The sequence below is a fragment of the Pseudomonas grandcourensis genome, from assembly GCF_039909015.1.
Taxonomy (GTDB): Bacteria; Pseudomonadota; Gammaproteobacteria; order Pseudomonadales; family Pseudomonadaceae; genus Aquipseudomonas; species Aquipseudomonas grandcourensis.
Genome location: NZ_CP150919.1, coordinates 327,778 through 343,710, shown reverse-complemented (window position 1 = coordinate 343,710; position 15,933 = coordinate 327,778). Strand labels below are relative to the sequence as shown.

14 protein-coding genes are annotated in these 15,933 nt (G+C 60.4%); 4 read left to right on the top strand and 10 right to left on the bottom strand.

Annotation, left to right across the window (positions count from 1 at the left end; genetic code table 11):
- Positions 1-12: 12 nt before the first annotated feature.
- The 8 genes from AABM52_RS01475 to AABM52_RS01440 all read right to left on the bottom strand — a co-directional run bounded on the left by AABM52_RS01475 (position 13) and on the right by AABM52_RS01440 (position 9,780).
- On the bottom strand, positions 13-657 hold the full coding sequence (locus AABM52_RS01475; RefSeq protein WP_347910076.1) for a DsbA family oxidoreductase: 645 nt from the start codon (positions 655-657) through the stop codon (positions 13-15).
- Entirely contained in the window at positions 654-875 is a 222-nt protein-coding gene (locus tag AABM52_RS01470; RefSeq protein WP_007972813.1) for a 4-oxalocrotonate tautomerase family protein, read from the bottom strand. Before AABM52_RS01470 ends, AABM52_RS01475 begins: the two co-directional genes overlap by 4 nt.
- 240 nt (positions 876-1,115) lie before the next feature.
- Positions 1,116-2,237: a protein adenylyltransferase Fic gene (fic, locus tag AABM52_RS01465; RefSeq protein WP_347910075.1), complete on the bottom strand. Its 1,122-nt coding sequence runs from the start codon at positions 2,235-2,237 to the stop codon at positions 1,116-1,118.
- 271 nt (positions 2,238-2,508) lie between these two features.
- The gene (locus tag AABM52_RS01460) at positions 2,509-3,795 is read right to left on the bottom strand and encodes an OprD family porin (protein ID WP_347910074.1); all 1,287 of its coding nucleotides are present in this window, start codon (positions 3,793-3,795) and stop codon (positions 2,509-2,511) included.
- Between the two features lie 261 nt (positions 3,796-4,056).
- Positions 4,057-4,728 (bottom strand): DsbA family protein, encoded by a 672-nt coding sequence (locus AABM52_RS01455; protein WP_347910073.1) that lies wholly within the window; start codon positions 4,726-4,728, stop codon positions 4,057-4,059.
- 302 nt (positions 4,729-5,030) lie between these two features.
- Complete coding sequence (locus AABM52_RS01450) at positions 5,031-5,243, bottom strand: hypothetical protein (RefSeq protein WP_007972820.1); 213 nt, start codon at positions 5,241-5,243, stop codon at positions 5,031-5,033.
- A gap of 243 nt (positions 5,244-5,486) precedes the next feature.
- A complete protein-coding gene (gene aguA / locus AABM52_RS01445) occupies positions 5,487-6,593 on the bottom strand; it encodes an agmatine deiminase (protein WP_347910072.1) in 1,107 nt (368 codons plus the stop codon).
- Positions 6,594-6,867: 274 nt separating this feature from the next.
- Positions 6,868-9,780, bottom strand: coding sequence for an aminotransferase (locus AABM52_RS01440; protein WP_347910071.1), 2,913 nt, complete (start codon positions 9,778-9,780; stop codon positions 6,868-6,870).
- A gap of 190 nt (positions 9,781-9,970) precedes the next feature.
- Between AABM52_RS01440 and rfbC the strand changes: the two genes are divergently transcribed.
- The 4 genes from rfbC to AABM52_RS01420 all read left to right on the top strand — a co-directional run bounded on the left by rfbC (position 9,971) and on the right by AABM52_RS01420 (position 14,327).
- Positions 9,971-10,516: a dTDP-4-dehydrorhamnose 3,5-epimerase gene (gene rfbC, locus AABM52_RS01435; RefSeq protein ID WP_347910070.1), complete on the top strand. Its 546-nt coding sequence runs from the start codon at positions 9,971-9,973 to the stop codon at positions 10,514-10,516.
- A gap of 115 nt (positions 10,517-10,631) precedes the next feature.
- Positions 10,632-12,440 (top strand): ATP-binding protein, encoded by a 1,809-nt coding sequence (locus AABM52_RS01430; protein ID WP_046040890.1) that lies wholly within the window; start codon positions 10,632-10,634, stop codon positions 12,438-12,440.
- The gene (locus tag AABM52_RS01425) at positions 12,437-13,831 is read left to right on the top strand and encodes a sigma-54 dependent transcriptional regulator (protein WP_347910069.1); all 1,395 of its coding nucleotides are present in this window, start codon (positions 12,437-12,439) and stop codon (positions 13,829-13,831) included. The genes AABM52_RS01430 and AABM52_RS01425 overlap by 4 nt, the downstream gene beginning before the upstream one ends.
- Positions 13,832-13,871: 40 nt before the next feature.
- Positions 13,872-14,327: a YiiD C-terminal domain-containing protein gene (locus AABM52_RS01420; RefSeq protein ID WP_008003181.1), complete on the top strand. Its 456-nt coding sequence runs from the start codon at positions 13,872-13,874 to the stop codon at positions 14,325-14,327.
- A gap of 169 nt (positions 14,328-14,496) precedes the next feature.
- Here the strand turns inward: AABM52_RS01420 and cysQ are convergent, their stop codons facing one another.
- Complete coding sequence (gene cysQ, locus AABM52_RS01415; protein ID WP_347910068.1) at positions 14,497-15,324, bottom strand: 3'(2'),5'-bisphosphate nucleotidase CysQ; 828 nt, start codon at positions 15,322-15,324, stop codon at positions 14,497-14,499.
- Entirely contained in the window at positions 15,321-15,887 is a 567-nt protein-coding gene (nudE, locus tag AABM52_RS01410) for an ADP compounds hydrolase NudE (protein WP_347910067.1), read from the bottom strand. The genes cysQ and nudE overlap by 4 nt, the downstream gene beginning before the upstream one ends.
- Positions 15,888-15,933: the final 46 nt, after the last annotated feature.

The following is a 15,933-nucleotide window of genomic DNA, read 5'->3' as shown; positions in this document are numbered from 1 at the left end:
GAAAATCTGTAATCAGGCGTTCGCCATTTGTCGCAACATCTGTTCGTAGTACTCGACCGATTGCGAACCGGACACCAGGTGTCGACCGTTCAGTACCATGGCCGGGACCGAGCTGATGCCGTGCTGGCGGTAATAGATTTCGAGCTCTCGCACTTCACTGGCGAATGCGTCGGACGCCAGCACCTCTCTCGCCCCTGTCGCATCCAGCCCCGCTTCAGTCGCCAGAGGCACCAGCGTCGAGTGATCGCTCGGGTTCTGGCCTTCGCTGAAGTAGGCCTGTAGCAGCACCTTCTTCAACTCGACCTGCCGACCTTCCTGCAACGCCCACAGCAACAAGCGGTGCGCATCGAAGGTGTTGTAGAAGTGCGTGCGCTTCTCCAGATCGAACGTGAAGCCGATGGCCTCGCCGCGAGCGATCTGCATGGCCTTGCCGGCGGCGACGTCGTCGGCGGTTCTCCCGTATTTGCGCATCAAGTGCTCGACCGCTTGCTCACCTTCGGCCGGCATGTCCGGGTTCAACTCAAACGGCCTGTAGGTCAGCTCGACCGAGACTTCCCCGGCCACGTTCTCGATCGCCTGCTCCAGCGCCGTCGCCCCCAGTGCGCACCAGGGGCACACCACATCGGAAATGAAATCGATGGTGACGGAGGACGTCATGACTTCCCCTCCGCCTCGGCCAATTGCTTGCGGTACTGGGTGGTGGTGATGCCGGCGTAACCCCAGTTATCGGTGTCGACTTCCTCGATCACGATGTGGGTCAGGTCAGGGCGTTTATTGAGCACGCGCTCCAGTGTTTCAGTGATCTCGGCAATCACCTGAGCTTTCTGCTCAGTGGTAACGCCATCGCGGGTGATGCGTACGGTTACGAAAGGCATGAGGGAAACTCCAGTGACCTTCCCGTCGGGATGATGGGAGAGGCGTTGGAGATGAATGTATGGGGTTGGGGGGAGGGGATAAAGGTGGGGGCGGGAACTTCATTCGTTACGTGATGTAATCAGTTAGAAGCAAGCGTGGCTGCTTAGGCTGACGGTGGTTAACGTCGTCACGCAAACCCGGTGCGTGAAAAAGAAAAAGCCCCGAATCGTTCGGGGCTTTCTCGTTTCGGCTCACGTGCTTTAGCCGACGTAGTGCTTGAATTCATTATTGTCGCGAATGAGTAACTGCATCAGCTTCGGATGAATGAAAAGTTTCTCCTTGCCCACCTGAATCTCTTCCAGAACTCCAATGGCGACCAGTTCTTTGAGGTGACGTGATGCAGCCTGCCGTTGTGCAACTTTCTTGTCGACCACGTTACTGATGCGGCAGTAGGGCTGCTCGAAGATGACATCTACCAACTCGCGCGAATAGGTTTTGGGTAGCTGATCACGTACGAATTGAGTGGTGTGTTCAGACAATGCTCGGATTGCGGCAATCTTGGCTGTGGTCCACCGAGCAGTTTCTTCTACTGCACTCAACATAAACAGCAACCATGGCTCCCACGCCTGTTTGGTCGTCACCTCCAACAGGAGTCGGTAGTAATCGGCACGTTGAGCAATGATGTAGCGACTGAGGTAGAGGATCGGCAGGTTCAGCAGGCCTTCCTGGATCAAGAACAACGTATTGAGGACCCGCCCCGTCCGGCCGTTGCCGTCGACAAACGGATGAATGGCCTCAAATTGGTAGTGCCCGACTGCCATACGAACGAGGGGGTCGAGATCGGTTTCGTTGTGCAGAAAACGCTCCCAGTTGGCGAGGAGATTGCGCAGGTGCTCTTCACCTTCTGGCGGGGTGTAGATAACTTCACCCGTTCGGTCATTCGCAAGCTGTGTTCCCGGCGTACGGCGGATATCCAGTTGTGCGCCCTTCAGCGTGCGGCAGATCTCTACAGCGGTGTTGGTCGATAGCGGTCTTTGCGTTAGAGACCGGAAGCCTTGATTGAGCGCTGTTCGATAGCGCAACGCTTCCTTGGTCGCAGGGTCCGCATGGTTTTCCGTGTCTTGAGCATGCTGGAACAGCAAATCCGTGGTGGTAACGATGCTTTCTATTTCCGAGCTGTCTTTGGCTTCCAGCAGGGGAATTGTATTGATCAAGACCGTCTGGTTCGGAATCAACTCTGCTGCCTGTTTCAACTCGGCCAACGCGGTGCGTGCCTCAATACATTTTTTGAGAACTGCACGTGTTTCCAGCTCAGTTCCTGGTGGCAGCAGCGGAAGTTGGTTATATGGCCTGTCAGCCTGCCATGGCACCGGTTCATTCATGGATGCGACCCTGATCACCTTGTATGTTTTTTGAGCAGAAGAAGGCTTCTCTCATGTCGCTAGTGTAGACATGAGGCCTTAACGTGTCGCAATTTTTCACTTTTTGCGACACGTCTTCCGAACATGTCGCCGCGGACGACACGTTCGAAAGACGTGTTACCGAAATCGAGTTTTGACGACATGAGCAAATCAACAGCACAAAAAAGCCCCGAACCAGTCGGGGCTTCTTCATTCTCAGCCTTGCATCAGGCCTCGACACCACACCCCCTCATCAGAAAATATTGATCGGGTAATCCACAAACACACGCACTTCGTTGCCGCTGACGTTGTACTCGCTCGACTTCTGCGACACGCGCAGGACCGAGCTGCGCAGTTTCACGCTGAGATCTTTGGCCGGGCCGCTTTGGACGACGTATTTGATCTGGTTGAAGATCTCGCGCTCGGTGCCGCCTTCGCTGGTGGACGTGGTGATGTTGTCGCCGCGCACGTAGGCCACGTTGTAGCTCAGGCCCGGTACACCGAAGGTGCTGAAGTCTAGGCCGTAGCCCAGTTGCCAGCTGCGTTCGTCTTCGGCGTTGAAGTCGGACCAGTAGGAGTTCGCCAGGTAGATGGTGTTGCCACCGTCGCCGACGCGACCCTGGTCTTTCTGGTAGCCGCCGTAGGCGTAGCCCAGGTTGCTGTCGCCGGTGCTGCGCTGGTGCGCGAGGGTGAACGAGTGTGGGCCGGTGATGAAGGTGGCCGCCAGGCTCCAGATCTTGTTGTCGTCGCCGGTGATACCGTTTTCGCGGACGTAGGAATCGTCCAGCTTGGTGCGGTAGCCGTTGAAGTCCAGGGTCAGGGACTGATCCTTGTCGATCGGGAACACGTAGTTGGCGTTCACGTATTGTTTCTTCAGCACGTCTTCGACGTCGGAAGCGTACAGCGCAGCCTTGAATTGTTCGGTGAACTGGTAGCTACCGCCCAAGACGTTGATCGACTTCAAGCCACCGCTGTCACGGCCTTCGGCGCTTTTGCGCGACTCGGCGGTGAAGCGACCGGCGTCCAGTTGCAGACCTTTGATCTCTTTAGAGGTGATCAAGGTGCCGGTGTAGCTTTCCGGCAGCAGGCGCGAGTTGTCGTAGTTCAGCACCGGCAGCGCCGGCATCTGGTCGCCGTAGGTCAGGGTGGTGCTGGACAGGCGGAATTTGATCGCCGCGCCGCCCTTGGACAGGTCGTCCGCCGGCTGGCCGCTGTCGCCCTTTTTGAAGAAATCGATGCCTTGCGCGCCGCTACGGTCTTCGCTGCGCTCCAGGTTCAGTGCGTACAGCCCGAAAGCATCCACACCCACACCGACGGTGCCTTGGGTGAAGCCGGACGAGAACGTACCGATGGCCGCCTGGCCCCACTCGGATTTATCCGGGTTGCCGTCTTTGAAGTCACGGTTCATGTAGGCGTTACGCAGCAGCACTTTGAGGCTGCTGTCTTCAACAAAACCCTTGGATTCGGCCTGGTCGTTCGCCATGGCCTGTGTCGCACTCAACATCCCCAGAGCGATCAGGCTGATTCGCTTGTTCAACATCGTGTTCTTTTCCTTATTTCCGATTGATACGCGCTGTGTCGAACGGCCGAAACGGCGCTATCGCGCTCTTTTTTCATGACGAAAACAAAAAGGCCCGCCCACGATTTCTCGCGGCGGGCCTTTTTATAATTTTTGATCGTGGCGGTCGGCCACAGGCGTTGGGCCGAATCGTAGCTGCGCCCTCAATGATGTGTCAATTTCATGAATCTTCTAAAAACAGGCGAAAACCATCTAAGAAATTGCTTTACGCGGCAGGAATATTCAATCAACGCAGCCATCGAGACTGCAGGCTGCTACGGAATCGGATGATCCCTGATCGGGCAGCGACTGACCCAGCCACTGCGCAAACGCCTGGGGTTTGCCCAGCCATGGCCCGATATCGATCAGGGTGAATTGGTCATTGTGCTCAAGCGCCAGGGTCGGAAAGCCCTGCCCGCCGACCTTGGCCAAAAGAGCCCGGCTGTTCCTGATATGGCCTTCGGTGTCGGCCGCCCTGAAGGCTTTTTCGAAGGCTTCGCGGTCCAGCCCCATGCCCTGGGCAAGTTCAAACAGTACCGACTCATCGGCGATGCGACGCCCCTCCACGTAGTGAGCACTTTGCAAACGCCCCAGCAACTCCAGCCCGCGACCGGTCATTTGCTCGGCAGCCAGCACCGCAGCGATGGGTGGCGCCGAGTCGAACACGGCAGTGTGATCACGCAGCAAACCTTCGAAATAGGCTTCACCGAACGGCTGGCCGCTGTATTCGGCGATGCGCCGGTCGTGGGGCATGACGTAATTGCGCAGTTGTGGCGAAACCTTTTGCCGATTGGCCCCCGTCATCATGCCGCCGCCGTGGGCAATCACGGGCAGCACAGCCCGGGCGGCTTGCAGCAGCGGTTTGGCGCCGTAGCACCAACCGCACAAGGGGTCGTAGATGTAATGCAGGATCATGGGAGAGCTCCGACAGAAATTCAGAAAAATTCGATGTCGGCAGGTTAGTGCCGCAGCGGCCCTGGAAAAACGCCGGATTGGCTTTCAGTCTGTTGCTTGAATCGGTCGAATGATTGCGTCACTAAACCCTGTGGGAGCTCGCGATAGCGGTGGGTCAGTCGACATTTGCATTGACTGACCGGGCGCCTTCGCGAACAGGCTCGCTCCCACAAGGGGATCGCGGTGATTGCATGAATCTGCGCGCAAAAAAAAGCGCTGCCATCCCGGCAGCGCTTTTTTTGTTCAATCCGTTGTTGTTCTTCTTATCCTTCCATCACATCCCACAACGCATCCAGTTCCGCCTCGCTGAACAAACCAGCAGGGTAACGCTCGATCATCGTCCGGCGCGGATCAGTTTCGCTGATCTGACGCATTCCATTGGACTTGAACCAGTGCGCCAGGATCTGGAGCGATTCGCTGTTTACTGCCAGGGGATGCAACGCCTTGTCGCTCACTACGTTCACTTCGGCGTTCATTTCAGCGCTCTCTCCCGGTTTGTGAGCGGCTAACTTATCCAAGGTTTATGACAGAACATAGAAGTCCTCCCTCCCCCGAGTTACAACAGCAGAGATACAAGAGCTGTGCCAAGGTGTCTGAAGTGTGGCCCGACGGATACAAAAAAGCCCGCAGGCCTGTGGGGCCGCGGGCTCCGTGCAACGTTGGAGGCTGATCGACAGCCCGAGGGATTTCGCAATCAACTCAAGCTGTTACGACCTAACTCACTCCTTGTGCGGCGCGGGTTGTTGCTGGGTAAGGCAGTGAATATTGCCGCCCCCCAGTAACAGTTCACGACCAGGCACCATTACCACTTCATGCTGTGGGAACAGGTTCTGCAAGATTTCCTTTGCCGGGCCATCCTGCGGGTCGTCAAAGCACGGCGCGATGATGCCGCCGTTGACGATCAGGAAGTTCACGTAGGAACCGGCCAGACGAACAGTCGGATTACGTTCCTGCGTACCATCGACCGGATCGACACCGGCGCACTCTTGCTCGGTCGCAAACAGCGGACCCGGGATCGGCATCTTGTGCACCGTGAACGGGCGGCCCTTGGCGTCGGTGCTGCTTTGCAGCACTTTCATCGCCGCCTGGCAGCGCGGGTAGTTCGGGTCCTGCGGATCATCGGTCCAGGCCAGCAGCACTTCACCCGGGCGCACGTAGCAGCAGAAGTTATCCACATGGCCATCGGTTTCGTCGTTGAACAGGCCATCCGGCAGCCAGATGATTTTATCCACAGCCAGGTTCGCGCTCAGGACCGCTTCGATTTCTGCGCGATTCATGTGCGGGTTGCGATTGCGGTTGAGCAGGCATTCTTCGGTGGTGATCAGGGTGCCTTCGCCGTCGACGTGAATCGAACCGCCTTCAAGCACGAAGCCTTCAGTGCGGTAGCGCGGGCTGCGCTCGATCTCGAGGATCTTGCCGCCGACCTGCGAGTCGCGGTTCCATGGCGAATACAGGCCGCCGTCGAAGCCGCCCCACGAATTGAAGTCCCAGTTCACGCCACGGACTTCACCCTTGTTATTGATGACAAAGGTCGGGCCGGTGTCGCGTACCCAGGCGTCGTCACTGGACATTTCCACCACACGAATATTCGGCACGTCCAGACGGGCACGGGCGTTTTCGTACTGGCCGGCGGAAACCGCCACGGTCACAGGCTCGAAACGGGCGATGGCCTTGGCCACTGCCACGTGGGCGGCTTGTGCCGGTTTGCCCCCCAGGCGCCAGTTGTCCGGGCGCTCGGGCCAGATCATCCAGGTCTGGGTTTGGGGTGCCCATTCGGCTGGCATGTAGAAGCCGTCGGCGCGAGGGGTGCTGTTCAACGTGGTCATGGCTCAGGACTCCGGAGTGACATTGATACCTGACAGAAATGGAAGCGCATTGGTACACGCCGTGGACTGGCCACTTTATATCCGATAAATATCGGCTTTTAAAGCACCTTACATCCACCGTTACAAAAACAACCGATAAAAAGCCGATATCAATCGAACTAAAACCACCACCCCTGCGGGAGTGAGCTTGCTCGCGATGTGGCCATGTCAGTCACAGTTTTTTCGACTGAAAGACCGCTATCGCGAGCAGGCTCGCTCCCACAAGGGGATGCGTTTACAGCCCTTCCGCGAGCACCTTCGACAACATGTCCACGAAGAAATCCACGCTCTGGCGCGAAGTGACCATCGGCGGCTTGATCTTGAGGATGTTCAGGTAATCGCCGGTCGGCTGCATGAAGATCCCCAGCTCACGCAAGCGGTCGCACAGTGCGGTGGTTTCTTCGGTGGCCGGCTCCAGGGTTTCGCGGTTGCGGATCAGTTCGACGCCCAGGTAGAAACCGGAACCGTGCACCGCGCCCACTAACGGATGAATATCGATCAATGCTTCGAGGCGTTTCTTAAAGTGCCCGCCAACGATCTGGGCGTTCTCCCAGAGCTTTTCCTCTTCCATCACATCCAGCACGGCCATGCCGACCTGGCAGCTGACCGGGCTACCGCCAGCGGAGGAGAAGAAGTAACCCTCGGCCTCCAGCGCCTCGGCGATTTCCCGGCGGGTGATGACCGCGCCCAGTGGCTGGCCGTTGCCCATGCCCTTGGCCATGGTGATGATGTCCGGCACCACGCCCTGCTCTTCGAAGCCCCAGAAGAAATCGCCCATGCGCCCGTAGCCCACCTGCACTTCGTCGGCGATGCACACGCCGCCCTTGGCCCGGACCATTGCATAGACTTGTTGCAAATAGCCTGGGGGCAGCGAGATACCGCCGGCATTGCCGTACACCGGTTCGCAGATGAAACCGGCCAGTTGGCGTTTCTGCTCGGCGATTTTCGCCAGGTTGTGTTCGATGCTGCGCACATAATCCGGCGCGCTGTCGGGGCCACGGAATTCACCGCGATAGGTGTTTGGCGCGGTCACCGGGTGCACCCAGTCCGGGCGGCTACTCAAGGCCTTGGGGTTGTCGGCGATCGAGGTCGACACCGAATCCGCGCCCACCGTCCAGCCGTGATAGGCCTCCAGCACACTGAGCATGTCGCGGCCGCCGCTGTAGGCCCATGCCAGGCGAATCGCCAGGTCGTTGGCCTCGCTGCCGCTGTTGACCAGGAACACCCGGTCCATGCCGTCAGGGGACAGCTTCAGCAAGCGTTCGGAGAACTCGGCCACGGCTGCGTAGTTAAAGCGCGAGTTGGTGTTGAGCAGCGACCACTGGCGGCTGGCGACGGCGGCCATGCGTGGATGGCCGTGGCCCAGCACCGCGACGTTGTTAAGCATGTCGAGGTAGGAACGGCCCTGCATGTCGATCAAATGGTTGCGCCAGCCGCGTTCGATACGCGGCGGATCAACGTAATAGTGTTTTTGCGTGCGGGCGAAGCTGGCATCGCGCCGGGCCAGCAAGGTCGGACCGTCGAGCTCGGCTTCGGCATCACAGGCCAGCCCCAGCAGAGCTGCCGGCGATGGGCACAACGCTTGCCAGGCCGCCGCGCGCGAAGGCGTACAGAACAACGGCGCATTGATCGACGCGCCACGGCACAACTGCACGATCAATGGCCCGCTGACCGAACCCAGTACCTGGCCTTTGACCAGTGCCGCGCCGCTGTGCAGCGACGGCGTGACGCCCCAAAGCCGCACACTCAATTGCGGGCCATCCAGTTGCAGCACGCCCGCCGATGGGTGATGCACCACACCGGCAAACGGCGCTTCGACCGCCGTGCCTTGGGGCACACGCAACTCGACGTGCAACGGGCAAGTGTCCGGTTCGGCGGCGCTGTCCGGGCGGGTATGGGACAGGCGGTATTGCCCGTAACGACTGGCCGCCAGGCCATGTGCCACGGCCGCTTCATCCAGCAGGCGCTGATCGACGCCCTCCTGCTCCCAGTTCCCCGCTTCGAAATGCGGACTGAGCACGCCCAGGTCGATCAGCGCGAACTCACGTCCCACCAGGCTCGGCAACAGCGGTGCGAAACCTTCGCTGCCGATGGTGGGCAGGTTCTGGCCGACGGCGGTGAGAATCGCCGCTTCCATCAACGCCAACGGCACCGACGTGGCCACACGGAAGATTTCCCATTCATGGACCAGGTTGTCGCGGCTGTAGGCATTGCCCGGATCGATGCTGACCTGCTGTTCGCCGCTGAGCACCAACACCGCCGCGCGGGCGACGATCAGCGGCCACAGCGCCAGCAGTTCTTCGTGTTGCAACGGGTTGACCGCGTGATAGGCCTGGATTGCCGGCAAAATGCAGAACGGATCGCCCTCGCCATGATGCAGCAGCGCGGCGCAGGTCACCGACAGATCGGTAATGCGCCAGGTGCGCACCAGGTCGCCGAAATCGATCACGCCTTGCAGCTGCCAATGGCGCTGCGCATCGCGCTGCCACACCACGTTGTCGTCGGTGATGTCCATGTGAATGGCCTGCACCGGCAGTTTGTCCTGCAGTGGCTGCAAATGCCGCTCGGCTTGCCCGGACGCTTCGACGATCAGTTTGCGCTGGGCTTCGTCCTTGATCACCGGCAGCAAGTGCGCGATTAGGGTGTGAGCATGGCGGGCGTCCCATTGCAGGGTTCGCACCAGCCCCGGATGATCGAAATCCGCTAGGGCCAGGTCCATTTCACCGCACAGGCGCCCGAAGCCGGACACCACCGTCGGGTTGAAATGGCCAAGGCTCGTCAGTGGCTGGCCTTCGATGTAGTCGAGCAGGCGAACGTGCACCGCCTGGCCACCCACGTCCAGCGACAGCAGGTCTGCGCCGTCTTTCGCCGCGATAACACGCGGCACATGTACATCGGGGTGCTCGCCCAGATGCTTGAGCCCGGCATGTTGTGCCTGAAGTTCCAGTACCGAGTAGTCGCCACGGCAAATTTTCAGGACGAAACGTCCCCGCTCGCTGTCGACGCGGTAGTTCAGGTCTTGCTGGCTGCCAAGGGCCTGCAACCTGCCGCTGAACCCGTAATGTTCCTCCAGCAGCCCTAGCGCTTGCTCCGCAGACACCTGCGGGCTGGGCAAACTGGCGCGATGAATCAACGTGGCGAGCGGCATACAACGACCCCTGAAATTTTATTAGGCGCCTATATCGCCACTGGTTCGGGCGATACGCAACCCCCCGGAACCGGTAATGGTCATTTGCAGGGGCTGGAACAGGCCGGTAGATTTTTACTTGAGCACTCGCCCCGGTCGGCGCTTTGCGCAAGAATGGCGGTCATTAAACGCACACTGCTGGAGAGCCACCATGAATGTAGTGACCACCGACCTGCCCGGTGTTCTGATCCTTGAACCCAAGGTCTTTGGCGACGATCGTGGTTTCTTCTATGAGAGCTTCAACGCCAGGGCTTTCGAAGAAGCCACCGGTCTGGACACTCAGTTCGTTCAGGACAACCACTCCCGTTCGCAAAAGAGCGTGTTGCGTGGCTTGCATTACCAATTGACGAACACACAAGGCAAACTGGTTCGTGTCACGGCCGGTGAAGTGCTCGACGTTGCCGTGGACATCCGCCGCAGTTCGCCACATTTTGGCAAGTCGGTTGCGGTGGTCCTGTCCGCCGACAACCATCGCCAGATGTGGATTCCGGAGGGCTTTGCCCACGGTTTCGTAGTGCTGAGCGATTTTGCCGAGTTTCTCTACAAAACCACCGATTACTACACCCCGTCTGCCGAGCGCAGCATTCGCTGGGACGACCCGGACCTGGCTATCGATTGGCAACTGGAAGGCACGCCGCAACTGTCGGCAAAGGACCAGGCCGCTGCATTCCTCAAGGACGCCGAAGTCTTCGCCTGAAAACCCGCCGCCATCTTCGCCGCAAAAACGCACCTGACCCACAGTGCGCAGACTGCGCAGACTGCGCCTGCAAGCCTAGGCATAATGCGCCTGTACCCACAGGCGCATGCTGCTCATGAAACCGACTCTCCCCCCCAGACCCCGTTGGCGCAGCCTGGCCCTGCTGGCACTGTGCCTGGCGCCGTTGCTGTGGCCGCTGGAGCATCTCGCCGAGCGTTATTACCGCAGCGAGCTGGCCAGTCAGAATCGTCAGACCCTCGACCTCTACGTCGCCAACCTCCTGGGTACCCTGCATCGCTATGAAGTATTGCCGCAGATCCTCGGCGACCTGCCGGCCTTGCGCGCAGTGCTCGGTGCGCCGGACGATGGCGTCACCCAAGGCAACGCCAACCGCCTGCTGAAAAACATCGCCACCCAGACCGGCGCCGAAGTCATGTATCTGATGGACGCCACCGGCAAGACCCTGGCGGCCTCCAACTGGGACAAACACGACAGTTTTGTCGGGCGCAATTTTTCCTTCCGGCCATATTTCAGCGAAGCCATGGCCGGGCGGCTCGGGCGCTTTTTCGGTCTGGGCACGACCTCCGCCAAGCGCGGTTACTTCTTCGCCGCTGGCGTGCGCGATGGCGAAAAAATCGTCGGCGTTCTGGTGGTCAAGGTCGACCTCGACCACACCGAAAGCCTCTGGGGCAAAACCCCGGAGCAACTGCTGCTGACCGACCACAACGGCGTGGTCATTCTCACCTCGCGACCGGAGTGGCGATTTCGCTCGACCCGTTCGTTGAGCGAGGACGAAAGCAAAGCCATCACGGCGATCCAGCCCTACCCAACCCGCGATCCAAAACCGCTGAAGCTCAATCCCAATGCCTGGCTGACCCAGACCCAGCAGATCGCCGAAACCGGCTGGGACGTCAGCATCCTCGCCCCGCGCACCTTGATCGACCGCCCGGTGCGCACGGTGGTGGCCATCGGTGGCGCAGCGTTGCTGGTGTTGATGCTGCTGCTCGGACTGATGATGCAGCGCCGTCGCCATTACCTCGAACGCATCGCTTTCGAAGCCAAGGCCCGTCGCGAGCTGGAAGGCCGGGTCGCCGAGCGCACCAGTGATCTCGAAGGCCTGAACCGGCGCCTGAAACAGGAAGTGCTGGAACGCGAACAGGCCCAGCAGGAGCTGGTCCGCGCCCAGGATGATCTGGTGCAGGCCGGCAAATTGTCGGCACTGGGCACCATGTCGGCGAGCATCAGCCACGAACTCAATCAGCCGCTGGCAGCGATTCGCAGCTACGCGGAAAACGCCGAAGTGTTGCTCGATCACCAGCGCACCGACGATGCCCGCGGCAACCTCAAGCTGATCAGCGAATTGACCGGTCGCATGGCCTCGATCATCGCCCACCTGCGCGCCTTTGCCCGGCGCGACCGGCATGCCCCGGAAAGCGTCGCCCTGCAACCGGCGCTGGACGATGCCCTGGCCTTGCTGGCCAAGCGTCGACGCAGCATGGAAGTCGAACTGATCCGCGACTTGCCCGCCGCCACCCTGTGGGTCGAGGCCGGGGAAACCCGCCTGCGCCAGGTACTCGGCAATCTGCTGGCCAACGCCCTGGATGCCCTGACGGAAAAAGGCCCGCCACGTAAACTCTGGCTCAGTGCCCAATCCACCGCCGATGGCGTCAACCTGTACATTCGCGACAACGGCCCAGGCTTTTGCATGGAAGCCCTTGGGCGCGCCAGCGAGCCGTTCTACACCACCAAGACCCGCACCCAGGGCCTTGGCCTGGGGCTGGCGATTTGCGAAACACTGATGCGCGCCTTCGGTGGTGAACTGTCGTTCGCCAACCACAAGGAGGGCGGCGCCCTGATTACCCTGAAGCTGCGCGCAGGCGCACCGGGCGTGAGCCTGCAACCGTCCGAGGACCGAAGTGCATGACCATCGACAACCGCATTCAGGTCGTGTTGATCGACGACGATCCCCACTTGCGCCAGGCCTTGAGCCAGACGCTGGATCTGGCCGGCCTGAAAATCCTGCCGCTGGCCGAAGCCAAGGGCCTGGCCGCGCAACTTGAACGCGACTGGCCAGGGGTGGTGGTCAGCGACATCCGCATGCCCGGCATGGACGGTCTCGAACTGTTGACCGAACTGCACGCCCAAGACCCTGAGCTACCGGTGCTGCTGATCACCGGCCACGGCGATGTGCCGCTGGCGGTGCAGGCCATGCGCGCCGGGGCCTATGACTTTCTGGAAAAACCCTTCGCCAGCGACGCCCTGCTCGACAGCGTGCGCCGCGCATTGGCCCTGCGCCGGCTGGTGCTGGACAACCGCAGCCTGCGGCTGGCCTTGAGCGATCGCAACGAGCTGAGCACGCGGCTGGTTGGCCACTCACCTTCGATGTTGCGCCTGCGCGAGCAGATCGGCGCCCTGGCGGCGACCAGGGCCGACGTGCTGATCCTCGGCGAAACCGGCGCTGGCAAAGAAGTCGTGGCCCGGGCGCTGCATGATTTATCAAGCCGTCGAAACGGTCCGTTCGTCGCCATCAATGCCGGAGCCCTGGCCGAATCCGTGGTCGAAAGCGAGTTGTTCGGCCACGAGCCCGGTGCCTTTACCGGTGCGCAGAAACGCCGCATCGGCAAGTTCGAATTCGCCAATGGCGGCACGCTGTTCCTTGATGAAATCGAAAGCATGAGCCTGGATGTGCAGGTCAAATTGCTGCGCTTGCTGCAAGAACGGGTGGTCGAACGCCTGGGCGGCAATCAACTGATCCCGCTGGACATCCGCATCATCGCCGCCACCAAGGAAGACTTGCGTCAGGCAGCGGATCAAGGGCGTTTCCGTGCTGACCTGTATTACCGCCTGAACGTTGCGCCGCTGCGGATTCCACCGCTGCGCGAACGGGGCGAAGACGCACTGATGCTGTTCCAGCATTTTGCCGATGAAGCCAGTGCCCGCCACGGCTTGCCGCCCCATGAACTGCAGCCGGGACAGCGTGCCTTGCTGCTGCGCCACACCTGGCCCGGCAACGTGCGCGAGCTGCAAAATGTCGCCGAACGTTTTGCCCTCGGGCTGGAGCTGGCCCTCGACAACAGCACGCCGGAAGGTAGCGCCGGCAACAGGGTCGACGTCGTCAGCGGCGGCTTGAGCGAGCAAGTGGAGAACTTCGAAAAAACCCTCATCGCCGCCGAACTGGCACGGTCCCACAGCTCGGTGCGTAGCGTTGCCGAAGCCCTCGGCATTCCACGCAAGACCCTGCACGACAAACTGCGCAAGCACGGTCTGAGTTTCGCCGACAGTGCCGCCTCGGCCCACCCTGACGATCTCGACTGAGCTACCTTCCAATCATCCACTTCAAGCCAGAGGCCCCTGAATGAGCCGCGACAGTCGACAACTGGAATCCGTTCTCCATCACGACATTCCCCTCACCCGGGACATGGGCCTCAAAGTGCTCGATTGGCATGACCAGCAACTGCGCCTGCACTTGCCGCTGGAGGCCAACGTCAACCACAAGAGCACCATGTTCGGCGGCAGCCTGTATTGCGGTGCGGTCCTGGCCGGTTGGGGCTGGCTGCATTTGCGTCTCAAGGAAGAAGGCATTACCGACGGCCACATCGTGATCCAGGAAGGGCAGATCAGCTATCCGCTACCGGTGACGGGGGATGCCAACGCCATTTGCCAGGCGCCGGACCCGGTGATCTGGAAGAAATTCCTGACCACCTTCCAGCGATACAGCCGAGCGCGGTTGACGCTGCATACCAGGGTCGTCAATGAAGGCCGTGACGAGGATGCGGTGAGGTTTGTCGGGCAGTACGTGTTGCACCGCTGAATGTGATGGTGTTGTACAACCTGTGGCGAGGGGGCTTGCCCCCGTTGGAGTGCGCAGCACTCCCAAGTCCAGCGTCCGCAGCGTGTCAGATACAATGAGATTGCATGTTTTTGGGGCAGCTTCGCAGCCCAACGGGGGCAAGCCCCCTCGCCACAAAGTTAAGGTGATCTCAGGACCGCGCCAATTCCAGCAGCTTCTCCCGCCAGGCTGCCTTCGCCGGCAATGCCAGGAAGAACGAATTCAACAGCGACTCCCGCGCCGGGTAGCTGAATGGCTCACCGCTCAACTCCAGCACCTCACCGCCCGCGCCTTCAAGCACACCTTGTGCTGCTGCCGTGTCCCACTGGGAAGTCAGTGCCAGGCGCGGATAGCAATCCGCCGCCCCTTCGGCCACCAGGCAAAATTTCAACGAACTGCCGATACTGGCCAGTTGCAGCTCGCCAAGGCTGGCGCTCAACCCGGCCAGCAATCGCTCTTGCTCCGGGCTCGAATGGCGACGACTGGCTACCACGGTGAACGACTCGCCGGGCGCTAACGCATCACGCACCTTGATCGCCACGGGCGTGCCACCTTTATCGCCACGCCAGGCGCCGAGTCCCGCACCACCGACGTAAAAACGCCCGTTGGTCGGCATCGACACCACACCGAACACCACCCGACCGTTTTCGATCAGAGCGATGTTGACGGTGAACTCTTCGCTGCCGCTGATGAATTCCTTGGTGCCATCCAGCGGATCGACCAGCCACCAGCGCTGCCATCCGGCACGCACGTCCTGGGGAATGTTGGCGTCTTCCTCGGAGAGCACCGGGATGCTCGGATCAAGCGCCGTCAGCCCGGCAAGAATCACATGGTGAGCGGCCAGGTCGGCAGCAGTCACCGGCGAATCATCAGCCTTTGCCGTGACGGTGGTGCCTGTGCGCCAGAACGGCAGGATTGCATCACCGGCCTGCAAGGCCAGTTCAATCACCGATGCCATCATCGGGTGTGGGAAATTCATTGCTGGAACGCTCCGCGCTGAGTCAAAAGGTCTCGGGCCAGGTACAGCGCCGCCAAGGCACGGCCTTCGGTAAATTGTGGGTTTTGTGCAAGCGCCGAGAGCTCACGCAGATTGACCTTGTCCACTCGCATCGGCTCTGGCTCGTCGCCTTCCAGACGCTCTTCGTAGAGCTCGGTAGCCAGCACTACTTGAATCTTCTGGCTCATGTAGCCAGGGGACAGCGACAACTCGGTCAGGTGTTCCAGTTGTCGCGCGCCAAAACCGGCCTCTTCCTTGAGCTCGCGCTCGGCCGCCGCCAGCACATCTTCGCCCGGCTCGATCAAGCCCTTGGGCAATGACATTTCATATGCATCCGTGCCGCCGCAATACTCCTCGACCAGCACCGCATGCTCGGCATCAAGCATCGCCACGATCATCACCGCGCCGTACCCGGCACCCTTGCCGACCAGGCGTTCATACGTGCGCTCCACGCCGTTGGAAAAGCGCAGCTTCAGCTCTTCCACGCAGAACAATCGACTGGTGGCGACAATTTCGCGGGCGAGTATGGTGGGTTTCTGGCGCATGCAAAGCTCCTTGGCGTGAACGCGCTACTATAACGCGGCTTTCCCG

Coding starts and splice junctions, on each gene's coding strand:
- AABM52_RS01475 (WP_347910076.1), bottom strand. CDS start 657: ATGACGTCCTCCGTCACCATCGATTTCATTTCCGATGTGGTGTGCCCC.
- AABM52_RS01470 (WP_007972813.1), bottom strand. CDS start 875: ATGCCTTTCGTAACCGTACGCATCACCCGCGATGGCGTTACCACTGAG.
- fic (WP_347910075.1), bottom strand. CDS start 2,237: ATGAATGAACCGGTGCCATGGCAGGCTGACAGGCCATATAACCAACTT.
- AABM52_RS01460 (WP_347910074.1), bottom strand. CDS start 3,795: ATGTTGAACAAGCGAATCAGCCTGATCGCTCTGGGGATGTTGAGTGCG.
- AABM52_RS01455 (WP_347910073.1), bottom strand. CDS start 4,728: ATGATCCTGCATTACATCTACGACCCCTTGTGCGGTTGGTGCTACGGC.
- AABM52_RS01450 (WP_007972820.1), bottom strand. CDS start 5,243: ATGAACGCCGAAGTGAACGTAGTGAGCGACAAGGCGTTGCATCCCCTG.
- aguA (WP_347910072.1), bottom strand. CDS start 6,593: ATGACCACGTTGAACAGCACCCCTCGCGCCGACGGCTTCTACATGCCA.
- AABM52_RS01440 (WP_347910071.1), bottom strand. CDS start 9,780: ATGCCGCTCGCCACGTTGATTCATCGCGCCAGTTTGCCCAGCCCGCAG.
- rfbC (WP_347910070.1), top strand. CDS start 9,971: ATGAATGTAGTGACCACCGACCTGCCCGGTGTTCTGATCCTTGAACCC.
- AABM52_RS01430 (WP_046040890.1), top strand. CDS start 10,632: ATGAAACCGACTCTCCCCCCCAGACCCCGTTGGCGCAGCCTGGCCCTG.
- AABM52_RS01425 (WP_347910069.1), top strand. CDS start 12,437: ATGACCATCGACAACCGCATTCAGGTCGTGTTGATCGACGACGATCCC.
- AABM52_RS01420 (WP_008003181.1), top strand. CDS start 13,872: ATGAGCCGCGACAGTCGACAACTGGAATCCGTTCTCCATCACGACATT.
- cysQ (WP_347910068.1), bottom strand. CDS start 15,324: ATGAATTTCCCACACCCGATGATGGCATCGGTGATTGAACTGGCCTTG.
- nudE (WP_347910067.1), bottom strand. CDS start 15,887: ATGCGCCAGAAACCCACCATACTCGCCCGCGAAATTGTCGCCACCAGT.